General features: G+C 40.7%; 18 protein-coding genes. All 18 read left to right on the top strand.

What is annotated here, in order from left to right:
* Positions 1 to 229 precede the first annotated feature (229 nt).
* The 18 genes from spoIIE to dusB all read left to right on the top strand — a co-directional run bounded on the left by spoIIE (position 230) and on the right by dusB (position 18,592).
* Entirely contained in the window at positions 230 to 2,713 is a 2,484-nt protein-coding gene (gene spoIIE / locus RRV45_RS00355; protein WP_315666824.1) for a stage II sporulation protein E, read from the top strand.
* Positions 2,714 to 2,804: 91 nt separating this feature from the next.
* Positions 2,805 to 3,542 carry a vWA domain-containing protein gene (locus RRV45_RS00360; protein WP_315666825.1) on the top strand — a complete coding sequence of 246 codons (738 nt, stop codon included), beginning with the start codon at positions 2,805 to 2,807 and terminating at the stop codon, positions 3,540 to 3,542.
* Positions 3,511 to 4,515: a serine/threonine protein kinase gene (locus tag RRV45_RS00365; RefSeq protein WP_315666826.1), complete on the top strand. Its 1,005-nt coding sequence runs from the start codon at positions 3,511 to 3,513 to the stop codon at positions 4,513 to 4,515. The genes RRV45_RS00360 and RRV45_RS00365 overlap by 32 nt, the downstream gene beginning before the upstream one ends.
* 112 nt (positions 4,516 to 4,627) lie before the next feature.
* Positions 4,628 to 6,016, top strand: a complete 1,389-nt coding sequence (gene tilS / locus RRV45_RS00370) for a tRNA lysidine(34) synthetase TilS (RefSeq protein ID WP_315666827.1) — start codon at positions 4,628 to 4,630, stop codon at positions 6,014 to 6,016.
* A 77-nt stretch (positions 6,017 to 6,093) separates the two neighbouring features.
* Positions 6,094 to 6,639 (top strand): hypoxanthine phosphoribosyltransferase, encoded by a 546-nt coding sequence (gene hpt, locus RRV45_RS00375; protein ID WP_315666828.1) that lies wholly within the window; start codon positions 6,094 to 6,096, stop codon positions 6,637 to 6,639.
* A 141-nt stretch (positions 6,640 to 6,780) separates the two neighbouring features.
* Entirely contained in the window at positions 6,781 to 8,775 is a 1,995-nt protein-coding gene (gene ftsH / locus RRV45_RS00380; protein ID WP_315666829.1) for an ATP-dependent zinc metalloprotease FtsH, read from the top strand.
* A gap of 132 nt (positions 8,776 to 8,907) precedes the next feature.
* A complete protein-coding gene (locus tag RRV45_RS00385) occupies positions 8,908 to 9,699 on the top strand; it encodes a type III pantothenate kinase (RefSeq protein WP_315666830.1) in 792 nt (263 codons plus the stop codon).
* A 23-nt stretch (positions 9,700 to 9,722) separates the two neighbouring features.
* Complete coding sequence (gene hslO, locus RRV45_RS00390) at positions 9,723 to 10,601, top strand: Hsp33 family molecular chaperone HslO (protein WP_315666831.1); 879 nt, start codon at positions 9,723 to 9,725, stop codon at positions 10,599 to 10,601.
* Between the two features lie 24 nt (positions 10,602 to 10,625).
* Positions 10,626 to 11,522, top strand: a complete 897-nt coding sequence (locus tag RRV45_RS00395) for a peptidyl-prolyl cis-trans isomerase (protein ID WP_315666832.1) — start codon at positions 10,626 to 10,628, stop codon at positions 11,520 to 11,522.
* A 236-nt stretch (positions 11,523 to 11,758) separates the two neighbouring features.
* Positions 11,759 to 12,688: a cysteine synthase A gene (gene cysK / locus RRV45_RS00400; RefSeq protein ID WP_315666833.1), complete on the top strand. Its 930-nt coding sequence runs from the start codon at positions 11,759 to 11,761 to the stop codon at positions 12,686 to 12,688.
* A 107-nt stretch (positions 12,689 to 12,795) separates the two neighbouring features.
* Positions 12,796 to 14,208, top strand: coding sequence for an anthranilate synthase component I family protein (locus tag RRV45_RS00405; protein ID WP_315666834.1), 1,413 nt, complete (start codon positions 12,796 to 12,798; stop codon positions 14,206 to 14,208).
* The gene (gene pabA, locus RRV45_RS00410; RefSeq protein WP_315666835.1) at positions 14,208 to 14,780 is read left to right on the top strand and encodes an aminodeoxychorismate/anthranilate synthase component II; all 573 of its coding nucleotides are present in this window, start codon (positions 14,208 to 14,210) and stop codon (positions 14,778 to 14,780) included. The genes RRV45_RS00405 and pabA overlap by 1 nt, the downstream gene beginning before the upstream one ends.
* Positions 14,781 to 14,792: 12 nt before the next feature.
* Positions 14,793 to 15,650, top strand: a complete 858-nt coding sequence (gene pabC, locus RRV45_RS00415) for an aminodeoxychorismate lyase (protein ID WP_315666836.1) — start codon at positions 14,793 to 14,795, stop codon at positions 15,648 to 15,650.
* A gap of 74 nt (positions 15,651 to 15,724) precedes the next feature.
* Complete coding sequence (folP, locus tag RRV45_RS00420; RefSeq protein ID WP_315668895.1) at positions 15,725 to 16,489, top strand: dihydropteroate synthase; 765 nt, start codon at positions 15,725 to 15,727, stop codon at positions 16,487 to 16,489.
* Between the two features lie 5 nt (positions 16,490 to 16,494).
* The gene (folB, locus tag RRV45_RS00425) at positions 16,495 to 16,857 is read left to right on the top strand and encodes a dihydroneopterin aldolase (RefSeq protein WP_315666837.1); all 363 of its coding nucleotides are present in this window, start codon (positions 16,495 to 16,497) and stop codon (positions 16,855 to 16,857) included.
* Entirely contained in the window at positions 16,857 to 17,384 is a 528-nt protein-coding gene (gene folK / locus RRV45_RS00430) for a 2-amino-4-hydroxy-6-hydroxymethyldihydropteridine diphosphokinase (protein ID WP_315666838.1), read from the top strand. Before folB ends, folK begins: the two co-directional genes overlap by 1 nt.
* Positions 17,336 to 17,551, top strand: a complete 216-nt coding sequence (locus RRV45_RS00435; protein WP_315666839.1) for a helix-turn-helix domain-containing protein — start codon at positions 17,336 to 17,338, stop codon at positions 17,549 to 17,551. The genes folK and RRV45_RS00435 overlap by 49 nt, the downstream gene beginning before the upstream one ends.
* Positions 17,552 to 17,590: 39 nt before the next feature.
* Positions 17,591 to 18,592, top strand: a complete 1,002-nt coding sequence (gene dusB, locus RRV45_RS00440; RefSeq protein WP_315666840.1) for a tRNA dihydrouridine synthase DusB — start codon at positions 17,591 to 17,593, stop codon at positions 18,590 to 18,592.
* Positions 18,593 to 18,750: the final 158 nt, after the last annotated feature.

Here is an 18,750-nt window from a genome sequence, read left to right on the forward strand (position 1 = left end):
TTGATATATATAATTATTTAGCAGGGTTGAACGTTTAAGATTCCCATTCAAGACAAGTCGTAAAGGACTTGTCTTTTTTATGTTTATTTAGAACATTTTGTTTTCTTTTTGGGCTTTACGGGGAAATGAGTCGAACGAAAAATACAAGCTTGTCTGCTATTATGACAAACTTCTAGCCCCATTGAATTTATAATAAGCAATACGATAAAGGATGGGGAGTGTAAATAAAATGGCAAAGGTAGAAAGGAATTTAATCGAACCGATCGGAGAAGTAAATTTAAACAGACCAAAATTGGAATTCGCAAAGGGATTGAATAAATTTCAGTTAGGGATGGAAACCTTTTTTCTCAAAAAGGGCTATCTTCTGTTGTTGATTGGTTTTTTACTTGGCAGGGCGTTAATATTGGCCAAGCTTACTCCTTTTAGTCTCCCGTTTTTTGCTGCGGTTTATTTCATTAGAAGGGATAAAGCCCCCCTCGCATTAGTTGGATTAATTGCTGGTGCTGCTACTATTTCTATTCCAAATGCGGTTTCCGCTTTTGGAATCACCTTTATGTTTCTCTTTGTCTTTCGAATTGCAAAAAAGTGGCTTTATAATGAAATGCGATCATTGCCATTTTTTGTATTCTTTACATTGCTTTGTGGAAAGTTATTGCAGAATTTTATTTTGACAAAAAAGCTAACCGTCTATGACGGAATGATGGCAGGGGTAGAAGCAAGCCTTGGCTTCATCCTTACGCTTATCTTTATCCAAAGTATTCCTCTGTTATCGATTAGCAAGCGCAGGCAATCGTTGAAAACGGAAGAAATTGTTTGCTTAATTATAATGCTCGCTTCTGTTATGACGGGTACGATTGGCTGGTCTGTCTATGATCTTTCTGTGGAACATATTATGTCGAGATATCTAGTCCTGCTTTTTGCATTTGTTGCCGGGGCAACTGTAGGATCGACAGTAGGAGTGGTAACGGGCTTAATTTTCAGCCTTGCGAATGTTTCCAGCTTCTATCATATGAGCTTGCTTGCCTTCGCTGGTCTTCTTGGCGGCCTATTAAAAGAAGGAAGAAAAATTGGCGTTGCCGCTGGACTGTTGATTGCTACTCTATTAATCGGGATGTACGGAGAAGAAAGCAGTAATCTATTAAAAACTGTTTTGGAAACGTCTGCCGCTATTTTCCTGTTCCTTCTGACGCCTCAAGCATTATCAACTAAGCTTGCAAAGCATATTCCAGGCACACCTGAGTATGCTGCTGAACAGCAGCAGTACATGCGGAAAATGCGTGATGTTACTGCTCAAAGGGTAGCTCAATTTTCAAATGTTTTTCAAGCGCTTTCAAAAAGCTTTTCATCCTATGATGAACCGACTGAATGGGAAGAAGGCGAATCGGATCGGGACCTTGATTACTTGTTAAGCAATGTAACAAGTAAGACCTGTCAATCGTGCTTTAAAAAGGATCATTGTTGGACAAGAAACTTTGATTCAACATATGCCTATATGGAAGAGATTATGAATGATTTGGATGAAAACCATGGCGAAATTTCACCACGCCTTTCAAGGGAATGGGAAAAGCATTGTACGAGATCAAAGAAAGTGACAGAAACGATTGGGCAGGAGCTCACCTTTTACTACGCAAATCAAAAGCTTAAGAAACAGGTGCAGGAAAGCAGAAAGCTGGTCGCAGATCAATTGCGCGGTGTTTCAGAGGTGATGGGGGATTTCGCTAAAGAGATCCAAAGAGAGCGGGAAAATCATCATAAGCAGGAGGAGCTTATTCTTGAGGCTTTGCAGGATTTTGGGATTCATATCGAACAAGTTGAGATCTATAGTCTTGAACAGAGAAATGTCGATATTGATATGACCATTCCTTACTGCCAAGGGCATGGCGAATGTGAGAAGCTGATTGCTCCTATGCTTTCAGATATTTTGGGAGAATCGATTGTTGTAAATTCAGAAGAATGCTCTACTTATCCGAATGGCTTTTGCCATGTTACCTTCCGATCGGCTAAGGCGTTTACAGTGGAAACGGGGGTTGCACATGCTGCAAAAGGAGGCGGATTTATCTCAGGAGACAGTTATTCTACGATCGAATTAGGCTGCGGGAAATTTGCGATAGCGATTAGTGATGGAATGGGCAATGGCGAACGGGCGCATATAGAAAGCAAAGAAACGCTCCAGCTTTTACAAAAAATCCTGCAATCAGGCATTGAGGAAAAGGTGGCGATTAAATCAGTCAATTCTGTGTTAGCTTTGCGCACAACTGATGAAATATTCTCAACCTTAGACTTAGCTATGATTGACCTACAAAACGCAGGAGTTGAATTTTTGAAAATAGGTTCTACCCCGAGCTTTATTAAACGAGGAACTAAAATTCTGAAAGTCGAAGCTAGCAATCTGCCAATGGGCATATTTCAAGAGTTTGAAGTGGATGTTGTGAGTGAGCAGCTTAAAGCTGGGGATTTATTAGTCATGATGAGTGATGGAATCTTTGAAGGGCCGAAGCATGTAGAAAACTTTGACTTATGGATGAAGAGAAAGCTTAGCGAGTTAAAAACCGAGGATCCGCAGGACGTGGCTGATTTAATTATGGAGGAGGTCATCCGATCTAGATCTGGATATATTGAAGATGACATGACCGTAGTTGTCGCTAAGATTAAACATAATACGCCAAAATGGACAAGTATCCCGGTCCATTCGCTACGTAAAAAAGCTAATTAGTTAATTTAACCTAAATCATCCGGTAATATGTATAATTCCCCTCCTCGAAGCCGAAAATGGAGATGAATTTAAAAATGGAGGGGAGACCTTTATGAAAACCGGTACGTTAAAGCAAATTCTTTTAATAACAGATGGATGCTCTAACCAAGGTGAAGATCCAATGGCGATGGCTGCCCTGGCAAAAGAGCAAGGAATTACTGTAAATGTCATTGGAGTGATGGAAAAGGACGTAATAGATGAAAAGAGCATGAGTGAAATTGAAGGAATTGCGATGTCAGGCGGAGGCATAAGTCAGATTGTCTATGCCAAGCAGCTTTCGCAAACGGTTCAAATGGTTACGCGAAAAGCGATGACGCAAACACTTCAAGGAGTTGTGAACCGCGAATTGCAGCAAATCCTTGGTGGAGCGAAAACGGTAGAGGATCTTCCGCCTGATCAAAGAGGCGAGGTCATGGAGGTTGTCGATGAGCTTGGAGAAACCGTGGAACTTGAGGTGCTTGTTTTAGTGGATACGAGCGCTAGTATGGCACATAAGCTCCCTACCGTAAAGGAAGCATTGCTAGATTTATCGTTAAGCCTAAATGCGCGTTCTGGAGACAATCGTTTTTCAGTATTTGTATTTCCGGGGAAGAAGAAGGAAGTCGAAAAGCTTCTGGATTGGTCTCCTAATCTAGGTGCCCTAACAAGTATTTTCGGTAAATTAACAACAGGCGGCATCACCCCGACTGGCCCTGCCATACGTGAAGCTTTATCTCATTTCAAGAAAAAACGCTCATTAAGGAGTCTTCTTTCCCGTGATGATGAATCATTCTTTGAAGAATCAGTTTAAACTTAATCCAGGGACGGTTATCGAGGGAAAGTGGCATCACAACCGTTATACCATTTTGAAGGAACTAGGGCTTGGGGCGAATGGTATCGTTTTTTTGGCTAATTCCGGAGGTCAGCGGGTTGCATTAAAAATGAGTGATAACAGCATGTCCGTTACATCAGAGGTGAATGTATTAAAATCCTTTGCAAAGGTCCCAGGCTCTGCCCTTGGACCTTCTTTGCTTGATGTTGATGATTGGATATGGAGTGGCAGGCAAGTATCCTTTTATGTAATGGAATTTATCGAGGGACCAGATCTCTTAACATTTATTCAAGAAAAGGGACCATCTTGGACAGAGGTTGTCATTCTCCAGCTCTTAGGTGATTTACATAAGCTTCACGAAAGCGGATGGGTATTCGGTGACCTTAAACCAGAAAACTTAATTGTAACAGGCCCACCACCTAGAATTCGTTGTATAGATGTTGGAGGTACAACCATACAGGGAAGGGCCATAAAGGAATTTACGGAGTTTTTTGATCGGGGGTATTGGGGGCTTGGCTCACGAAAAGCTGATCCCACTTATGATCTTTTTGCAGTTGCAATGATTTTAATAAATATCGCCTATCCAAAAAGGTTTCACAAAACATCAGGAGATTTGAAACAGCTAATTTTTATGGTGAGGCAAAAGAAAGAGCTTCTAAAATTTGAAGGGGTGATCTTGAAGGCTTTACAGGGAAAGTTTAATTCAGCAGAAGAAATGAGGCAGTCCATATTACAATTGAACCGGCCTCAACCACAGCAAAAACCTCAGCCTCAAAAAGTGAATAGCACTCCTCAAAGAAAGCAAACACAAGCACAAAAAAATAATACAACGGTAAGTCGTCAATCCTATATAAAGAAGAAGAAGAAGAGGGGAGGCGCTCTAGAAACCGTCCTAATCTTTCTAATCATATCCCTTTTATATGTCATTTATATATATGGACAATTAGTCTAACAGCAGAGTTTCTTTTGAAATGTATCCATTTAAAATGGTATGCTTTAACTAATTTTAGAATTTATTTTATAGAGTGAATGACAATGTAAATTCAATGATAAGGAAGAAGCATATGCTAGATGACAAAGTAAGAGCATTTCTTCAGAGAAAAGGCTTGAAGCTAGACAATAAGAAGCTATTGATAGGTGTTTCAGGCGGGCCTGACTCATTGGCCCTGCTTCATTTTTTATGGAGCAAAAAAGAACAGTACAATCTTCAAATTATTGCAGCGCATGTTGATCATATGTTTAGAGGGGAAGAATCTTTAGCAGAAGCAAAATTTGTTCAGCAGTTTTGCGAAGCGAGGAAGATTCCGTTTGAAATGGAACGAGTAAATGTTCCGCAACACATTCAAAAAACTGGAAAAAGCTCACAGATTGCAGCAAGAGAGTGCAGATACCAATTTTTTGAAAAAGTAATGAGTAATCATGAAACAGATTATCTCGTTTTGGGCCACCACGGAGATGATCAAGTTGAAACCATTCTTATGCGGCTAACAAGAGGAAGTTCGGGGGAAGCTAGGGCAGGAATAGCTTTTTTAAGACCCTTTGGAAAAGGGCAAATTCTTCGTCCTTTTCTATGTCTAAATAGAATGCAAATTGAGGAGTATTGCCTGGAGCATGATTTGGACCCAAGAAGAGACCCTAGCAATGATAAGGGGATTTATAGCCGAAACCGCTTTCGCAAGGAAATAATGCCTTTCCTTAGAAAGGAAAATCCTCAAGTTCACGAGCATTTTCAGCGTTTTAGCGAAGAAATTCAAAGTGATGAGTTTTTTTTGCAGGAATTAACTGTCCAAAAAATGAATAAAGTAATGGATAAGAAATCTGCTCAGGAAATAATCCTAAATATTAGGGACTTTCAAGCAATGCCAATGCCTTTACAAAGGAGAGGTATTCAACTAATATTAAACTATCTTTATAAGAAAAAACCTGCATCTTTATCTGCATTACATACAGAAAATGTTTTTTCATTAATAAGCAATCCTCATCCATCCGGAACCCTTCATTTCCCAAGCGGTTTGAATATTGTACGTTCATACGAAAAATGCTATTTTCTATTTCGTTCTCATTCTGTACAATCTTATCGTTTTGAAATAGCTGGACCCGGAGAGGTTAAACTGCCTACCGGCAGCAGTATAGTATTTGAATATACCCAAGGTTCAGGGGAAGGCTTCAAGCCCCACACCCTTCTATTAGACTGTAACGCCATCTCCTTGCCGATTGTTATTCGCACAAGAGAAAATGGAGACCGTATGAAATTGAAAGGGATGCAGGGGTCCAAGAAGGTTAAGGATATTTTTATTGATAAGAAGGTGCCGTTGCAGGAGCGAAATACTTGGCCCATTGTAACGGATAGCAAAGGTGAAATCTTATGGATACCAGGGTTAAAGGAATCTCAATATTCTACCGGCTGCCATTCTGATTCCCGTTATATCCTTTTATCTTATATGGAGAAATGATTTTGATTAACGCATAACAGTAAGGATATAATTACCACTTTATGGCAAGCGATGAACTTCTAGGGGGCACACGTAAGATGAAAAATGATATTGAAAAGGTATTAATTTCGGAGGAAGAAATTCAGGCAAAAACAAAGGCCCTTGCTGCCGAACTGACGGAGGAATATAAGGATCGCTTTCCTCTTGCCATTGGCATTTTAAAAGGGGCAATGCCTTTTATGGGTGATCTATTAAAGCGAATGGACACTTACTTAGAAATGGACTTTATGGATGTTTCCAGCTATGGAAACTCAACTGTTTCTTCGGGAGAGGTCAAAATTGTAAAAGATTTGGATACTTCAGTGGAAGGAAGGGACATTCTAATTATTGAGGATATTATCGACAGCGGCTTAACTTTAAGCTACTTAGTTGATTTATTCCGCTACCGTAAGGCAAAGTCAATTAAAATTGTCACCTTACTTGATAAACCAACAGGCCGGAAAGCCGATCTTCAAGCAGATTATGTTGGCTTTATTGTTCCAGATGCATTTGTTGTAGGCTATGGTTTAGATTACGCTGAAAAGTATCGCAACCTGCCGTATATCGGGGTTCTAAAGCCGGAAATATATAGTAACAACAATTAAGCAAAAAAATCAAGTTAATGATGATGAAGATTTATTTGCATCTAGAATATTTCCATTCATGAGAAGGGTAATTCCTTGAATTGTCGCAATTCACTATGCTACTATACATTATAGTTTGTTAACCGTGGGAGGAGGTAAGGGATGAATCGGATTTTCCGGAACACCATCTTTTATTTATTGATATTTTTAGTCATTATAGGTGTTGTCAGCTTTTTTAATGGCAATAATGAACCGACTGAGCAAATTTCTTATGATAAATTTGTCACTTACTTAGAAAGTGGAGAAATAACGTCTATTACCATGCAGCCGGAAAGAGGCGTTTATGAAGTTAGAGGGCAGCTTGAAGGCTATGAAAAAGGGAAGTACTTCCTAACTTATGTTGTGAATAGTGATAATATCCTTGATCGTATTGACGCACTTGCGCAGAAATCGGAAGTAGATTTTCAGCCAGCGAAGGAAACAAGCGGCTGGGTCACATTTTTCACCTCCATTATTCCATTCATCATCATTTTCATTTTATTCTTCTTCTTGCTGAACCAAGCACAGGGCGGTGGAAGCCGTGTGATGAATTTCGGTAAAAGTAAAGCAAAGCTTTATGATGAGAGTAAAAAGAAAGTCCGCTTTAAAGACGTTGCGGGCGCAGATGAGGAGAAACAGGAGCTTGTTGAAGTCGTTGAATTCTTGAAGGACCCTAGAAAGTTCTCTGAATTAGGGGCAAGAATTCCTAAAGGAGTTCTGTTAGTCGGACCTCCGGGAACTGGTAAAACATTGCTTGCACGTGCCGTTGCAGGTGAAGCAGGAGTACCGTTCTTCTCCATTAGCGGATCGGACTTCGTTGAAATGTTTGTCGGGGTCGGTGCTTCACGTGTCCGTGATTTATTCGAAAATGCAAAAAAGAATGCACCTTGTATTATCTTTATTGATGAAATTGATGCGGTTGGTCGTCAGCGTGGCGCAGGACTTGGCGGCGGTCATGATGAACGTGAACAAACGCTAAACCAGTTACTGGTAGAAATGGATGGATTCGGTGCAAATGAAGGAATTATTATCGTTGCAGCGACAAACCGTCCAGATATCCTGGACCCAGCCTTACTTCGTCCGGGACGCTTTGACCGTCAAATCACAGTGGATCGCCCTGACGTAAGGGGAAGAGAAGCTGTTCTTAAGGTACATGCTAGAAATAAACCTTTAGACGACTCAGTGAATCTAAAGGCGATTGCCCAACGCACACCAGGCTTCTCTGGTGCTGACTTAGAAAATCTATTAAACGAAGCCGCACTTGTGGCGGCTCGCTCAAATAAGAAAAAGATCGATATGATAGATATTGACGAGGCTACAGACCGTGTTATTGCCGGTCCTGCTAAGAAAAGCAAAGTCATTTCGAAAAAGGAAAGAAATATCGTTGCGTTCCATGAAGCTGGCCATGTTGTAACTGGTGTTGTTCTTGAAGATGCAGAAATGGTTCATAAGGTTACCATTGTCCCTCGTGGCCAGGCTGGCGGATATGCCGTTATGCTTCCGAAAGAAGACCGCTTCTTTATGACGAAGCCAGAGCTTCTTGACAAAATTGTTGGCTTGCTTGGCGGACGCGTTGCTGAGGAAATTGTATTCGGTGAAGTAAGTACTGGAGCACATAACGACTTCCAGCGTGCAACAGGGATTGCGCGCAGAATGGTTACTGAGTTTGGAATGAGCGATAAGCTTGGACCGCTGCAATTCGGTCAATCACAAGGCGGCCAAGTATTCTTAGGAAGAGATTTCAACAATGATCAGAATTATTCTGATGCCATTGCTTATGAAATTGATTTAGAAATTCAGCGTATTATTAAAGAAAGCTATGAAAAGGCAAGAAAGGTTCTTACAGAAAATCGTAAGAAGCTTGATCTGATTGCCAATACCCTGCTTGAGGTTGAAACTCTCGATGCGGAACAAATTAAGCATTTAATGGATCATGGAACATTGCCAGAACGCACAGTTGTTAAGGAAGATGACGCATCTTCAAATGACGTTAAAGTAAATATTAACATCAATAAAGAAGACGATGCAGTCACTGGTGAGATCCCTGAGACAAGAGAAAATTCAACGCCTGCAGAAATGGAAAATCCTCCTGCTATCGGAGAAGATAAAAAAGAATAGTTATGTAAAAGCGCTCATTTTGAGCGCTTTTTAATTTCCGATTACACCATCCCATTCAAGTTATGTTATGATGTTTTCAGTGAAAAAGCTGTTAATTGCAACTTATAACTCAAATATAAAGTGGTGAGAATATTGATATTTGTTTTTGATATTGGGAACACGAATATGGTATTAGGTGTATATGATGGGGATAAGCTTAAATATCATTGGCGAATAGAGACAAACCGGCACAAAACAGAAGATGAATACGGGATTGTGATTAAATCTTTATTTGAACATGTGCAGTTAACCTTTGCTGACATTAATGGAATTATCATCTCCTCTGTTGTCCCGCCTATAATGACAGCGCTTGAGCGGATGTGTGAAAAGTATTTTCATCTTAAACCGCTAATTGTTGGACCCGGAATCAAAACTGGCTTAAATATTAAATATGAAAATCCGAGAGAGGTTGGAGCTGACCGAATTGTTAACGCGGTTGCTGCGATACATGATTATGGAAGCCCGCTCATTATTGTCGACTTTGGCACGGCTACAACCTATTGTTATATAAACGAGAAAAAACAATATATGGGCGGTGCGATTGCCCCAGGTATCGGTATTTCAACAGAGGCTCTATATTCTAGAGCAGCTAAGCTTCCTCGAATTGAAATTGCCCGTCCGGAAGGCATTATTGGGAAGAATACCGTTTCTGCCATGCAGGCTGGAATTTTATTTGGTTATGTTGGTCAAGTAGAGGGAATTGTAAAAAGGATAAAAGAGCAGGCAAAGGAAAACCCAACAGTTATTGCTACTGGAGGATTAGCAGGATTAATTGCGAAAGAGTCAGCTGTTATCGATGTTGTTGATCCATTTTTAACATTAAAAGGACTTCAGCTGATTTATAAGCGTAATATGGAAAGTGCAAAAGAAAAGAACAGCATGTAAAGGCAACAGAAAGGAGATTGCAAATGAGTGATTATTTAGTGAAGGCAATTGCGTTTAATGGACAAGTCCGGGCATATGCCGTTCGTACAACAGAAACTATTGGAGAGGCTCAAAGAAGGCATCATACCTGGCCGACAGCTTCAGCTGCACTTGGCAGAACGATGTCTGCCGGTGTCATGATGGGAGCTATGCTAAAAGGCGATGAAAAGATTACGATCAAAATTGAAGGCGGCGGCCCAATCGGTCCCATTTTAGTAGATAGTAATTCTAAAGGCGAGGTGCGTGGATATGTCACTCATCCGCAAACCCATTTTGATTTAAATGAACAGGGCAAGCTTGATGTCCGCCGCGCGGTGGGCACAACAGGGACATTAACGGTTATTAAGGATATTGGCATGAAGGAGAATTTTTCAGGACAAGTTCCGATTGTCTCAGGTGAATTAGGAGAAGACTTCACCTATTATTTTGTTACTTCCGAGCAAACGCCATCATCCGTTGGAGTAGGCGTCCTAGTAAATCCGGATAACACGATCCTTGCAGCCGGTGGATTTATTTTGCAGCTGATGCCTGGAACGGAAGACGAGACGATAAGTCAAATCGAAAATAGGTTAAAATCAATTCCGCCAGTATCTAAATTAATTGAGCAAGGTTTAACGCCTGAGGAATTATTGGTAGAGCTATTAGGAAAAGAAAATCTCAAAATTCTAGATAAACAGCCTGTTTCCTTTACTTGCACCTGTTCAAAAGAGAGATTTGGAAACGTTATTACGAGCTTAGGTGCTGATGAAATACAGGATATGATAGATTCAGAAGGGAAAGCAGAGGCACAGTGCCATTTCTGCAACGAAGTATATCATTATTCAAAGGATGAATTAGAGGAATTAAAACGAGGTGCAGAGTAAAAAGGCTTTGGGGGAGACTGAACTTTGAAAAAGGAGAGGCTGAAAAAGGATAAGCTGCGTTTCATTATTGTTGGACTGATTTTGCTAAATTGCTTAACGATTGCATTTTTTCTTGCAAAAGGCAGCTTAGGTAATAATGAAACAGTGGCGACCGTTGGGAAAGAGAAGATTACACGGCAGGACTGGCTAAATGAAATGGAATCACGATATGGGAAAGAGGTTTTAAAAGAGCTTATTGATCAAAAAGTGATTGAAACAGCCGGAAAAAAGTACGGTGTTAAAATTTCAGATAAAGCAGTTGAACGTGAATTAAATATGTTCAAAACGATGTACGGATCCTCTGGCGGCTATCAAGCATCTGACGAGAATAAATGGCGACAGCAAATTAGAAGCAGTCTAATGCTTGAAGAACTTTTGACAAGGGATGCAAAAATCTCTGAAAAAGAAATAAAAAGTTATTACGAGGAAAATAAAAGCCAGTTTATCTTGTCAGACTCCTATCATATTTCTCAAATCTTTGTTAAAACAAAGAAAGAGGCAGACCAGACTATAAAGGAATTAGAACAAGGTTCTAGCTTTTCTGTCCTGGCAATGGAGCGCTCGCTTGATGAATTTACAGCCAATTTTGGCGGTGATGCCGGATATATCAACGAGGATAATGAACGCTACTCGAAATCCTTTATTGAAGAAGTAAAAAATCTTAAGCCAGGTAAATGGAGCAAGGCAATTAAGATGGATGACGGCTACGCAATTGTCATTTTACATGAATATGTTAAAGGAAAAGAATATTCCTATAAGGAAGTAAAGGACGGAATCCGCCGACAAATTGCATTAGAACAAATGGATTCACCAGTTTCTGCAAGGCCTCTTTGGAATGAATTAGATGTCGAATGGTTTTATGGGAAGACAGAAGCACATTAAGATCCCTTCACTGGGTGACTCAGCACGAACTGGGTCATCTTTTTTTCTGCAGAAAATAATAAATTTAGGTCCAGGCATGATTTCTTACTAAGAAGGATAGTTTATAGAAGAATAGGCGAAAGTATGAACTTTTGTAAAAATCAGCCTTTTCTCATAGAAAACATTTGACATTGTCGCCTATAAGTATTAAATTTTAATTAAACCAATATAAATACTCGGATTAAGGAGTGGGGAAAATGCCTCGTTTAGCAAATTCAATTGCAGAACTAGTAGGTCAAACACCGATTGTTAAGCTTAATCGACTTGTAGATGAAAATAGTGCAGATGTGTATGTGAAATTAGAATATATGAACCCTGGAAGCAGTGTGAAGGATCGTATTGCCTTGGCCATGATAGAGGCAGCAGAAGAGAGCGGCCTCTTGAAGGAAGGTTCAACCATTATTGAGCCTACTAGTGGCAACACTGGAATTGGCCTTGCGATGATTGCAGCCGCAAAAGGCTATAAGGCGATTCTTGTCATGCCGGAAACAATGAGCATGGAGCGACGCAATCTGCTTCGTGCCTATGGTGCGGATCTAGTGTTAACTCCAGGACCTGAAGGAATGAATGGGGCTATTCGAAAGGCTGATGAACTGGCGAAGGAGCATGGCTACTTTATGCCTCAGCAGTTCGAAAATCCGTCTAATCCTGAAATCCATCGCCGTACTACAGGTAAAGAAATTGTTGAGCAGATGGGTGATCAGCTTGATGCCTTTATTTCAGGTATCGGTACGGGTGGAACGATCACTGGTGCGGGAAGCGTACTTCGTGAAAAATACGATAATATTAAAATTTATGCAGTTGAACCAACGGATTCACCAGTTCTTTCAGGTGGAAAGCCTGGCCCGCATAAAATCCAAGGAATTGGTGCTGGTTTTGTTCCGAAGGTTCTTAATACAGAAATCTATGATGAAGTCCTTAAGATTTCGAATGATGAGGCATTTGAATATGCACGACTTGCAGCGAAGGAAGAAGGAATTCTTGGCGGAATTTCCTCAGGAGCAGCCATTTCAGCAGCGTTAAAGGTAGCGAAAGAACTTGGTAAAGGGAAGAAGGTTCTTGCCATCCTTCCAAGCAATGGGGAACGTTATTTAAGTACACCGCTTTATCAATTTGAAACAGAATAATTGACCGTAAAGCAATAGCTTAGTCTTAGCTGTTGCTTTTTTTGTTTTTCCTCTAAGCCATCTTCATGTATGATGGAAAAAGATAAATATGTAGAGGTGAAAATCCTGTGAAAAAATTTAACATACACGCAAAAAAAATCCCTTTTACTTTTGAACAATTTTATAAGCAATACCGACATTTAGCTGAGGGTAAGCAGCATCATGTCATATTGGAAAGCGGGAGAGGGGGACAATACAGCATTGCTGCGTTTGACCCTGATACCGTGCTAATTGGTAAGCAATCAAAATTAGAAGTTATCCAGTCGGATGGAAAAAAGGTGCTCGAGGGAAACCCCCTTCACTTATTGAAGGAATGGATGAGCCAGTACGAGGTTGAGAGAGTAGATGATGTGCCTGACTTCCAGGGTGGTGCTATAGGTTTGATCAGCTATGATTATGGCCGTTATATTGAGCGTTTGCCTAATATCGCTGAGGATGACTTGCATATTCCCGACATCCATTTTTTAACTTTTAAAGAATGGTTTGTGTTTGATAAAATACATCATGTTTTATGGATCATGTTTTTGTATGGCGAAAATGAAGATGAGCAATCACTAGAAGAGAAAGCGATAGAGTGGGAGTCCCGTTGGACGGAAGAATACCCTCCATTGCTCAAAAAAAAGCCTCGGAATATAGAGGACAAGCTTGAGGTTTCCATGAGTGAAGGGGAATTTATTCAAGCAGTTGGAAAGGTGCAGGACTATATCTCTCAGGGAGATGTTTTCCAGGTAAATCTTTCTGTTCGTCAAAGCCGGCCAATTCGGGTAGAGGGTATTGATGTTTATGATCAGCTAAGGGTGCTCAATCCGTCACCATATATGGGCTATTTTCACACGCCTGAGTACCAGCTTGTCAGCGGTTCACCTGAATTATTAATAAAGAAAAAGAGTCAGGAAGTGAGCACGCGTCCGATCGCTGGTACTCGTTCTCGGGGAAGAGATGAGGCAGAGGATCTGAAGCTTGCGAATGAACTAATTGAAAATGAAAAAGAACAGGCTGAGCATGTGATGCTTGTCGACCTAGAGAGAAATGACCTTGGGCGTGTTTGTGCTTTTGGTTCCGTCGAAGTAAATGAATTTATGGTCATCGAAAAATACTCTCACGTCATGCACATAGTTTCGAATGTGCGAGGAGAGCTTGCTGAGGGCAAGGATGGCTTTGACTTAATAGATGCTGTATTCCCTGGAGGAACGATTACGGGTGCTCCGAAAATCCGGACGATGGAAATTATTGAGGAGCTGGAGCCTGTGACAAGAGGGCCATATACTGGGTCCTTAGGGTGGATTAATTTTAACGGGGATGTTGAACTAAATATCATTATCCGCACGATGATTGTAAAAGAAGGAAAAGCACATGTACAAGCAGGTGCTGGTATTGTTATTGATTCAAATCCAAAGAATGAATATGAGGAATCCTTAAAAAAGGCCATTGCCCTATGGAAGGCGAAAGAAATGGCTGAACAGGAAGAAGGTGCATATTAATGATCCTGATGATTGATAATTATGATTCATTTACGTTTAACCTTGTTCAATACCTTGGTGAGATTGGCGAGGAATTATTTGTAAAAAGAAACGATGAAATCACTATTGCTGGTATTGATCAACTGCAGCCAAAGTTTCTGATGATCTCACCAGGCCCATGCAGTCCAAATGAAGCAGGTATAAGCTTAGAAGCAATCGAAGCCTTTGCTGGTAAAATACCTGTCTTCGGTGTATGTCTTGGGCATCAATCGATTGCACAGGTGTTTGGAGGGGAGGTTGTTCAGGCAGAGCGGCTCATGCATGGAAAAACCTCCGATATTTATCATGATGGAAAAACCATTTTTCAAGGCTTGCCTAATCCATTTCCAGCGACAAGATATCATTCGTTAATTGTTAAAAAGGAAACACTCCCTTCTTGTTTAGAAGTATCTGCTTGGACTTCAGAGGGTGAAATCATGGCTGTCCGCCATAAAGAGCTGCCTGTCGAAGGTGTGCAATTTCATCCGGAGTCGATTATGACGAAGGCGGGTAAGGATTTACTAAAGAATTTCCTTCACTCTTATGGCAGATAGGGGGAGTGAAAATTGTATTTATATATGAACGGCGAGCTTGTTCGAAGGGAAGAGGCGTTTATCTCTCCATTCGACCATGGCTTTCTGTATGGGATGGGCTTGTTTGAAACGTTTAGAACGTATAACGGTCATCCATTTTTATTGGACGACCATTTGGAGCGGTTGAACAATAGTTTAAATGAGTTGAATATTCATGTCCGGTACACACGGGAAGAAATCATACATGCCCTTCAGCTCCTTTTGAAGGAGAATAAATTGGGTGATGCATATTTTCGATTAAATGTATCGGCTGGAATAGGGGAGATCGGGCTTCAAACTGAGCCATATGACCACCCCAATTTGATTATTTTTGCAAAGCCTCTTCCGCCAAGGAATCCATTGCAGGAGAAAAGGGCAGTGACACTGAGGTTAAAGCGTAATACACCAGAAGGCTTTGAAAGACTCAAATCACATCATTATTTGAATAATATTTTAGCAAAAAGAGAAATTGGCGATTCGCCAAATTGTGAAGGGATTTTTCTAACGAAGGAAGAATTCTTGGCTGAGGGTGTTGTTTCGAATTTGTTTTGGATAAAGGATCATATTCTTTTCACACCGGCAATGGAAACTGGCATTTTAAACGGAATAACAAGACAGTTTGTTATCAAACTGGCTAATTTTATTGGGATGGATATTCAAGAAGGGTTTTTCACAGTGGATCAGGCTCTAGAGGCGGACGAAATGTTTGTCACGAATTCCATTCAAGAAATTGTTCCAATCTCCTCGTTTGATGGGAAGGAAATGCCTGGAGTATCGGGAGCAAAGGTAAAGGCTCTTCAAAAGCTTTATGAGCAGCAGTGCACGGGGTTGTGGAGCAGAAAAGATGTTTGAGGGAGGATTTGTTCTTGAAAAATAAAATTCAATGTGGACCTTATACATTAGACTACAGCAAGAAAACACTGATTATGGGGATTTTAAATATGACTCCTGATTCTTTTTCAGATGGGGGAAAGTTTAACCGTATGGATGAAGCGGTCGAGCGCGCTTTTCAAATGGTAAAGGACGGGGCTGATATCATTGATATTGGCGGGGAGTCAACACGTCCTGGCTTTGATCCTGTGTCAGTGGAAGAGGAGCTGGGAAGGGTTATCCCAGTGATAGAGGCCATCTCAAAAGAAGTTAAAGTCCCAATTTCAATAGATACGTATAAAGCGGAAGTGGCTAGGCAATCGATTAAAGCCGGCGCCCACATTATTAATGATATTTGGGGGGCAAAGGCTGATCCCGACATGGCCGGGGTTGCTGCCGATTTGCAGGTACCCATTATATTAATGCATAATCGAATGAATATTGATTATACAGATTTTTATCGAGATGTTCTAAATGATTTATTTGAAAGCATTACTTTAGTGAAAAATGCTGGCGTTAAGAATGAAAATATTATTTTAGATCCTGGCATTGGTTTTGCGAAAGGATTAACCTATGACCTTGAAATGATGAGAAATTTGGATAAGCTCGTGTCAATAGGCTATCCAGTCCTATTAGGAACCTCTCGGAAATCAATGGTAGGGAAGGTTCTTGATTTGCCTGTTGAAGAAAGGCTGGAAGGAACAGGTGCAACCGTTTGTTATGGAATTCAAAAAGGATGCCAGATTATCCGTATTCATGATGTCAAGGAAATGAAGCGAATGGCTATTATGATGGATGCACTTGTCGGGAAGGTGAGCTGATCTCAATGGATAAAATCACCTTAAATAAAATGGCCTTTTATGGGTACCATGGTGTTTTTCCTGAGGAAACCCGCCTTGGGCAGCGTTTTTTTGTAGATTTGACGGTAGAAACGGATTTGAAAAGGGCTGGAGAAACAGATAATCTTGAAGATTCCATCAATTACGCTGAGCTTTATCACGTTTGTAAGGATATTGTAGAAGGAAAGCCTTTTAAACTTGTGGAGGCTGTGGCGGAAAAGATTGCCGGGGAAATGCTTAATCATTTTGACGCTATTTCCCAAGTGACTGTAAAGGTGATTAAGCCTGACCCACCTATACCTGGCCACTATGAATCGGTTGCAGTTGAAATAACAAGGAGCAGGGGATAATGAATAATGAAGCTTACATAGCTTTAGGTTCTAACATCGGGGATCGGTTTGAGAGCTTAAAAGATGCTATTGCAAGTATTGATTTGGTACCGCGTGTAAAGGTGGTGCATGTTTCATCCATTTACGAAACAGATCCGGTTGGCTACGAAGATCAAGACCAATTTTTGAACATGGTCATTGGAGTGAAAACCGATTTAAGCCCTTTTGAACTACTTAGCGCCTGCTTGGAAATTGAAAAAAACCTTGGCAGAAAAAGGGGTATTAGATGGGGTCCTAGGACGATAGACCTTGACATTTTACTGTATAATCAAGAAAATATTATTTCAGAGAAATTAACTGTTCCCCATCCTCGGATGCATGAGAGAGCCTTTGTCATCATTCCTCTTTTAGAGATTCATTCCGGCATCAAGCTTCCGACGATGGACATTCTTCTTCAAGAGGTTTTAGAGGAAATTCCTGATAGAGAGGGAGTACGGATATGGAAGCAGATAAATGGGGAAGACGTATTCGCGCTTTTCGAAAATTGAAAGGCTATACACAAGAGGGTTTTGCAAAGGAGCTAGGTGTATCTGTTTCCATTCTTGGTGAGATTGAAAGGGGAAACCGTATGCCTGCACTTGATTTAATTGAGCGGATCGCCGGCTTGCTAAATATTACCGTTGAAGATTTAGCGCCGCCGGAGGAAAATGAATAATTGAAGCCTGTAGATTTTTTAAAAAGGAGGTTTTGTCATTTGTTTAAAATTGGCGACATTGATTTGAAAAATCGAGTCGTGCTTGCTCCTATGGCTGGCGTGTGCAACTCAGCATTCCGTCTGACTGTTAAAGAATTTGGAGCGGGGCTTGTATGTGCTGAAATGGTCAGTGACAAAGGAATTGTTTTAAAAAATAAAAAGACAATGAATATGCTTTATATAGATGAACGTGAAAAGCCGCTTAGTCTGCAAATTTTCGGCGGAGAAAAGGAAACCTTAATTGAAGCGGCTCAATTTGTAGATAAGAGTACAAATGCTGATATTATTGATATTAATATGGGCTGCCCTGTTCCGAAAATCACAAAATGTGATGCGGGGGCAAAATGGCTGCTGGACCCAGATAAAATTTATGAAATGGTTTCGGCTGTAACGAATGCTGTAGAGAAGCCGGTTACTGTTAAGATGCGAATGGGCTGGGATGAAGATCATATTTACGCTGTCCGCAACGCTCAAGCCGTTGAAAGTGCCGGGGGAAAAGCGGTTGCTCTTCACGGACGTACACGTGTGCAAATGTATGAGGGAAAAGCAAATTGGGATATCATTCGCGAAGTAAAGCAGAACATCAACATTCCTTTAATCGGAAATGGTGATGTTCAGACCCCTCAGGATGCTAAGCGAATGCTTGAAGAAACTGGCTGTGATGGTGTCATGATCGGCCGAGCTGCACTTGGAAACCCGTGGATGATCTATCGTACTGTTAAGTATTTGGAAACAGGAGAATTAATGGGAGAGCCAAGTATTCGCGATAAAATTGATGTATGCATCCTTCACCTTGACCGCTTGATTGCTTTGAAAAATGAGAATATAGCTGTTCGTGAAATGCGTAAGCATGCGGCATGGTACTTAAAAGGGATCCGCGGAAACGCAAATGCAAGAAACGCCATCAATACATGCGAAACAAGAGAGGATCTTGTTGCCTTGCTAAATGCAATTGTTATAGAGGCTGAAGAGAAGGAAAGAAGCCTGACCCAAGCTGGGTAATGTTTGACATCACTAGCTTCTTTAACTATAATACTTTTGATGCAAAGAGGACTGCCAGTGTATTAGCTGGCAGTTTTTATTCTATTTAAAAACATTATTGGTGTGTGTGCTGCTTACTTTGTGTAAAATAAAAAAGTATAAAGACTTTTATTTAGCAG

This window comes from Bacillus sp. DTU_2020_1000418_1_SI_GHA_SEK_038, from assembly GCF_032341175.1.
Classification (GTDB): Bacteria; Bacillota; Bacilli; order Bacillales; family Cytobacillaceae; genus Cytobacillus.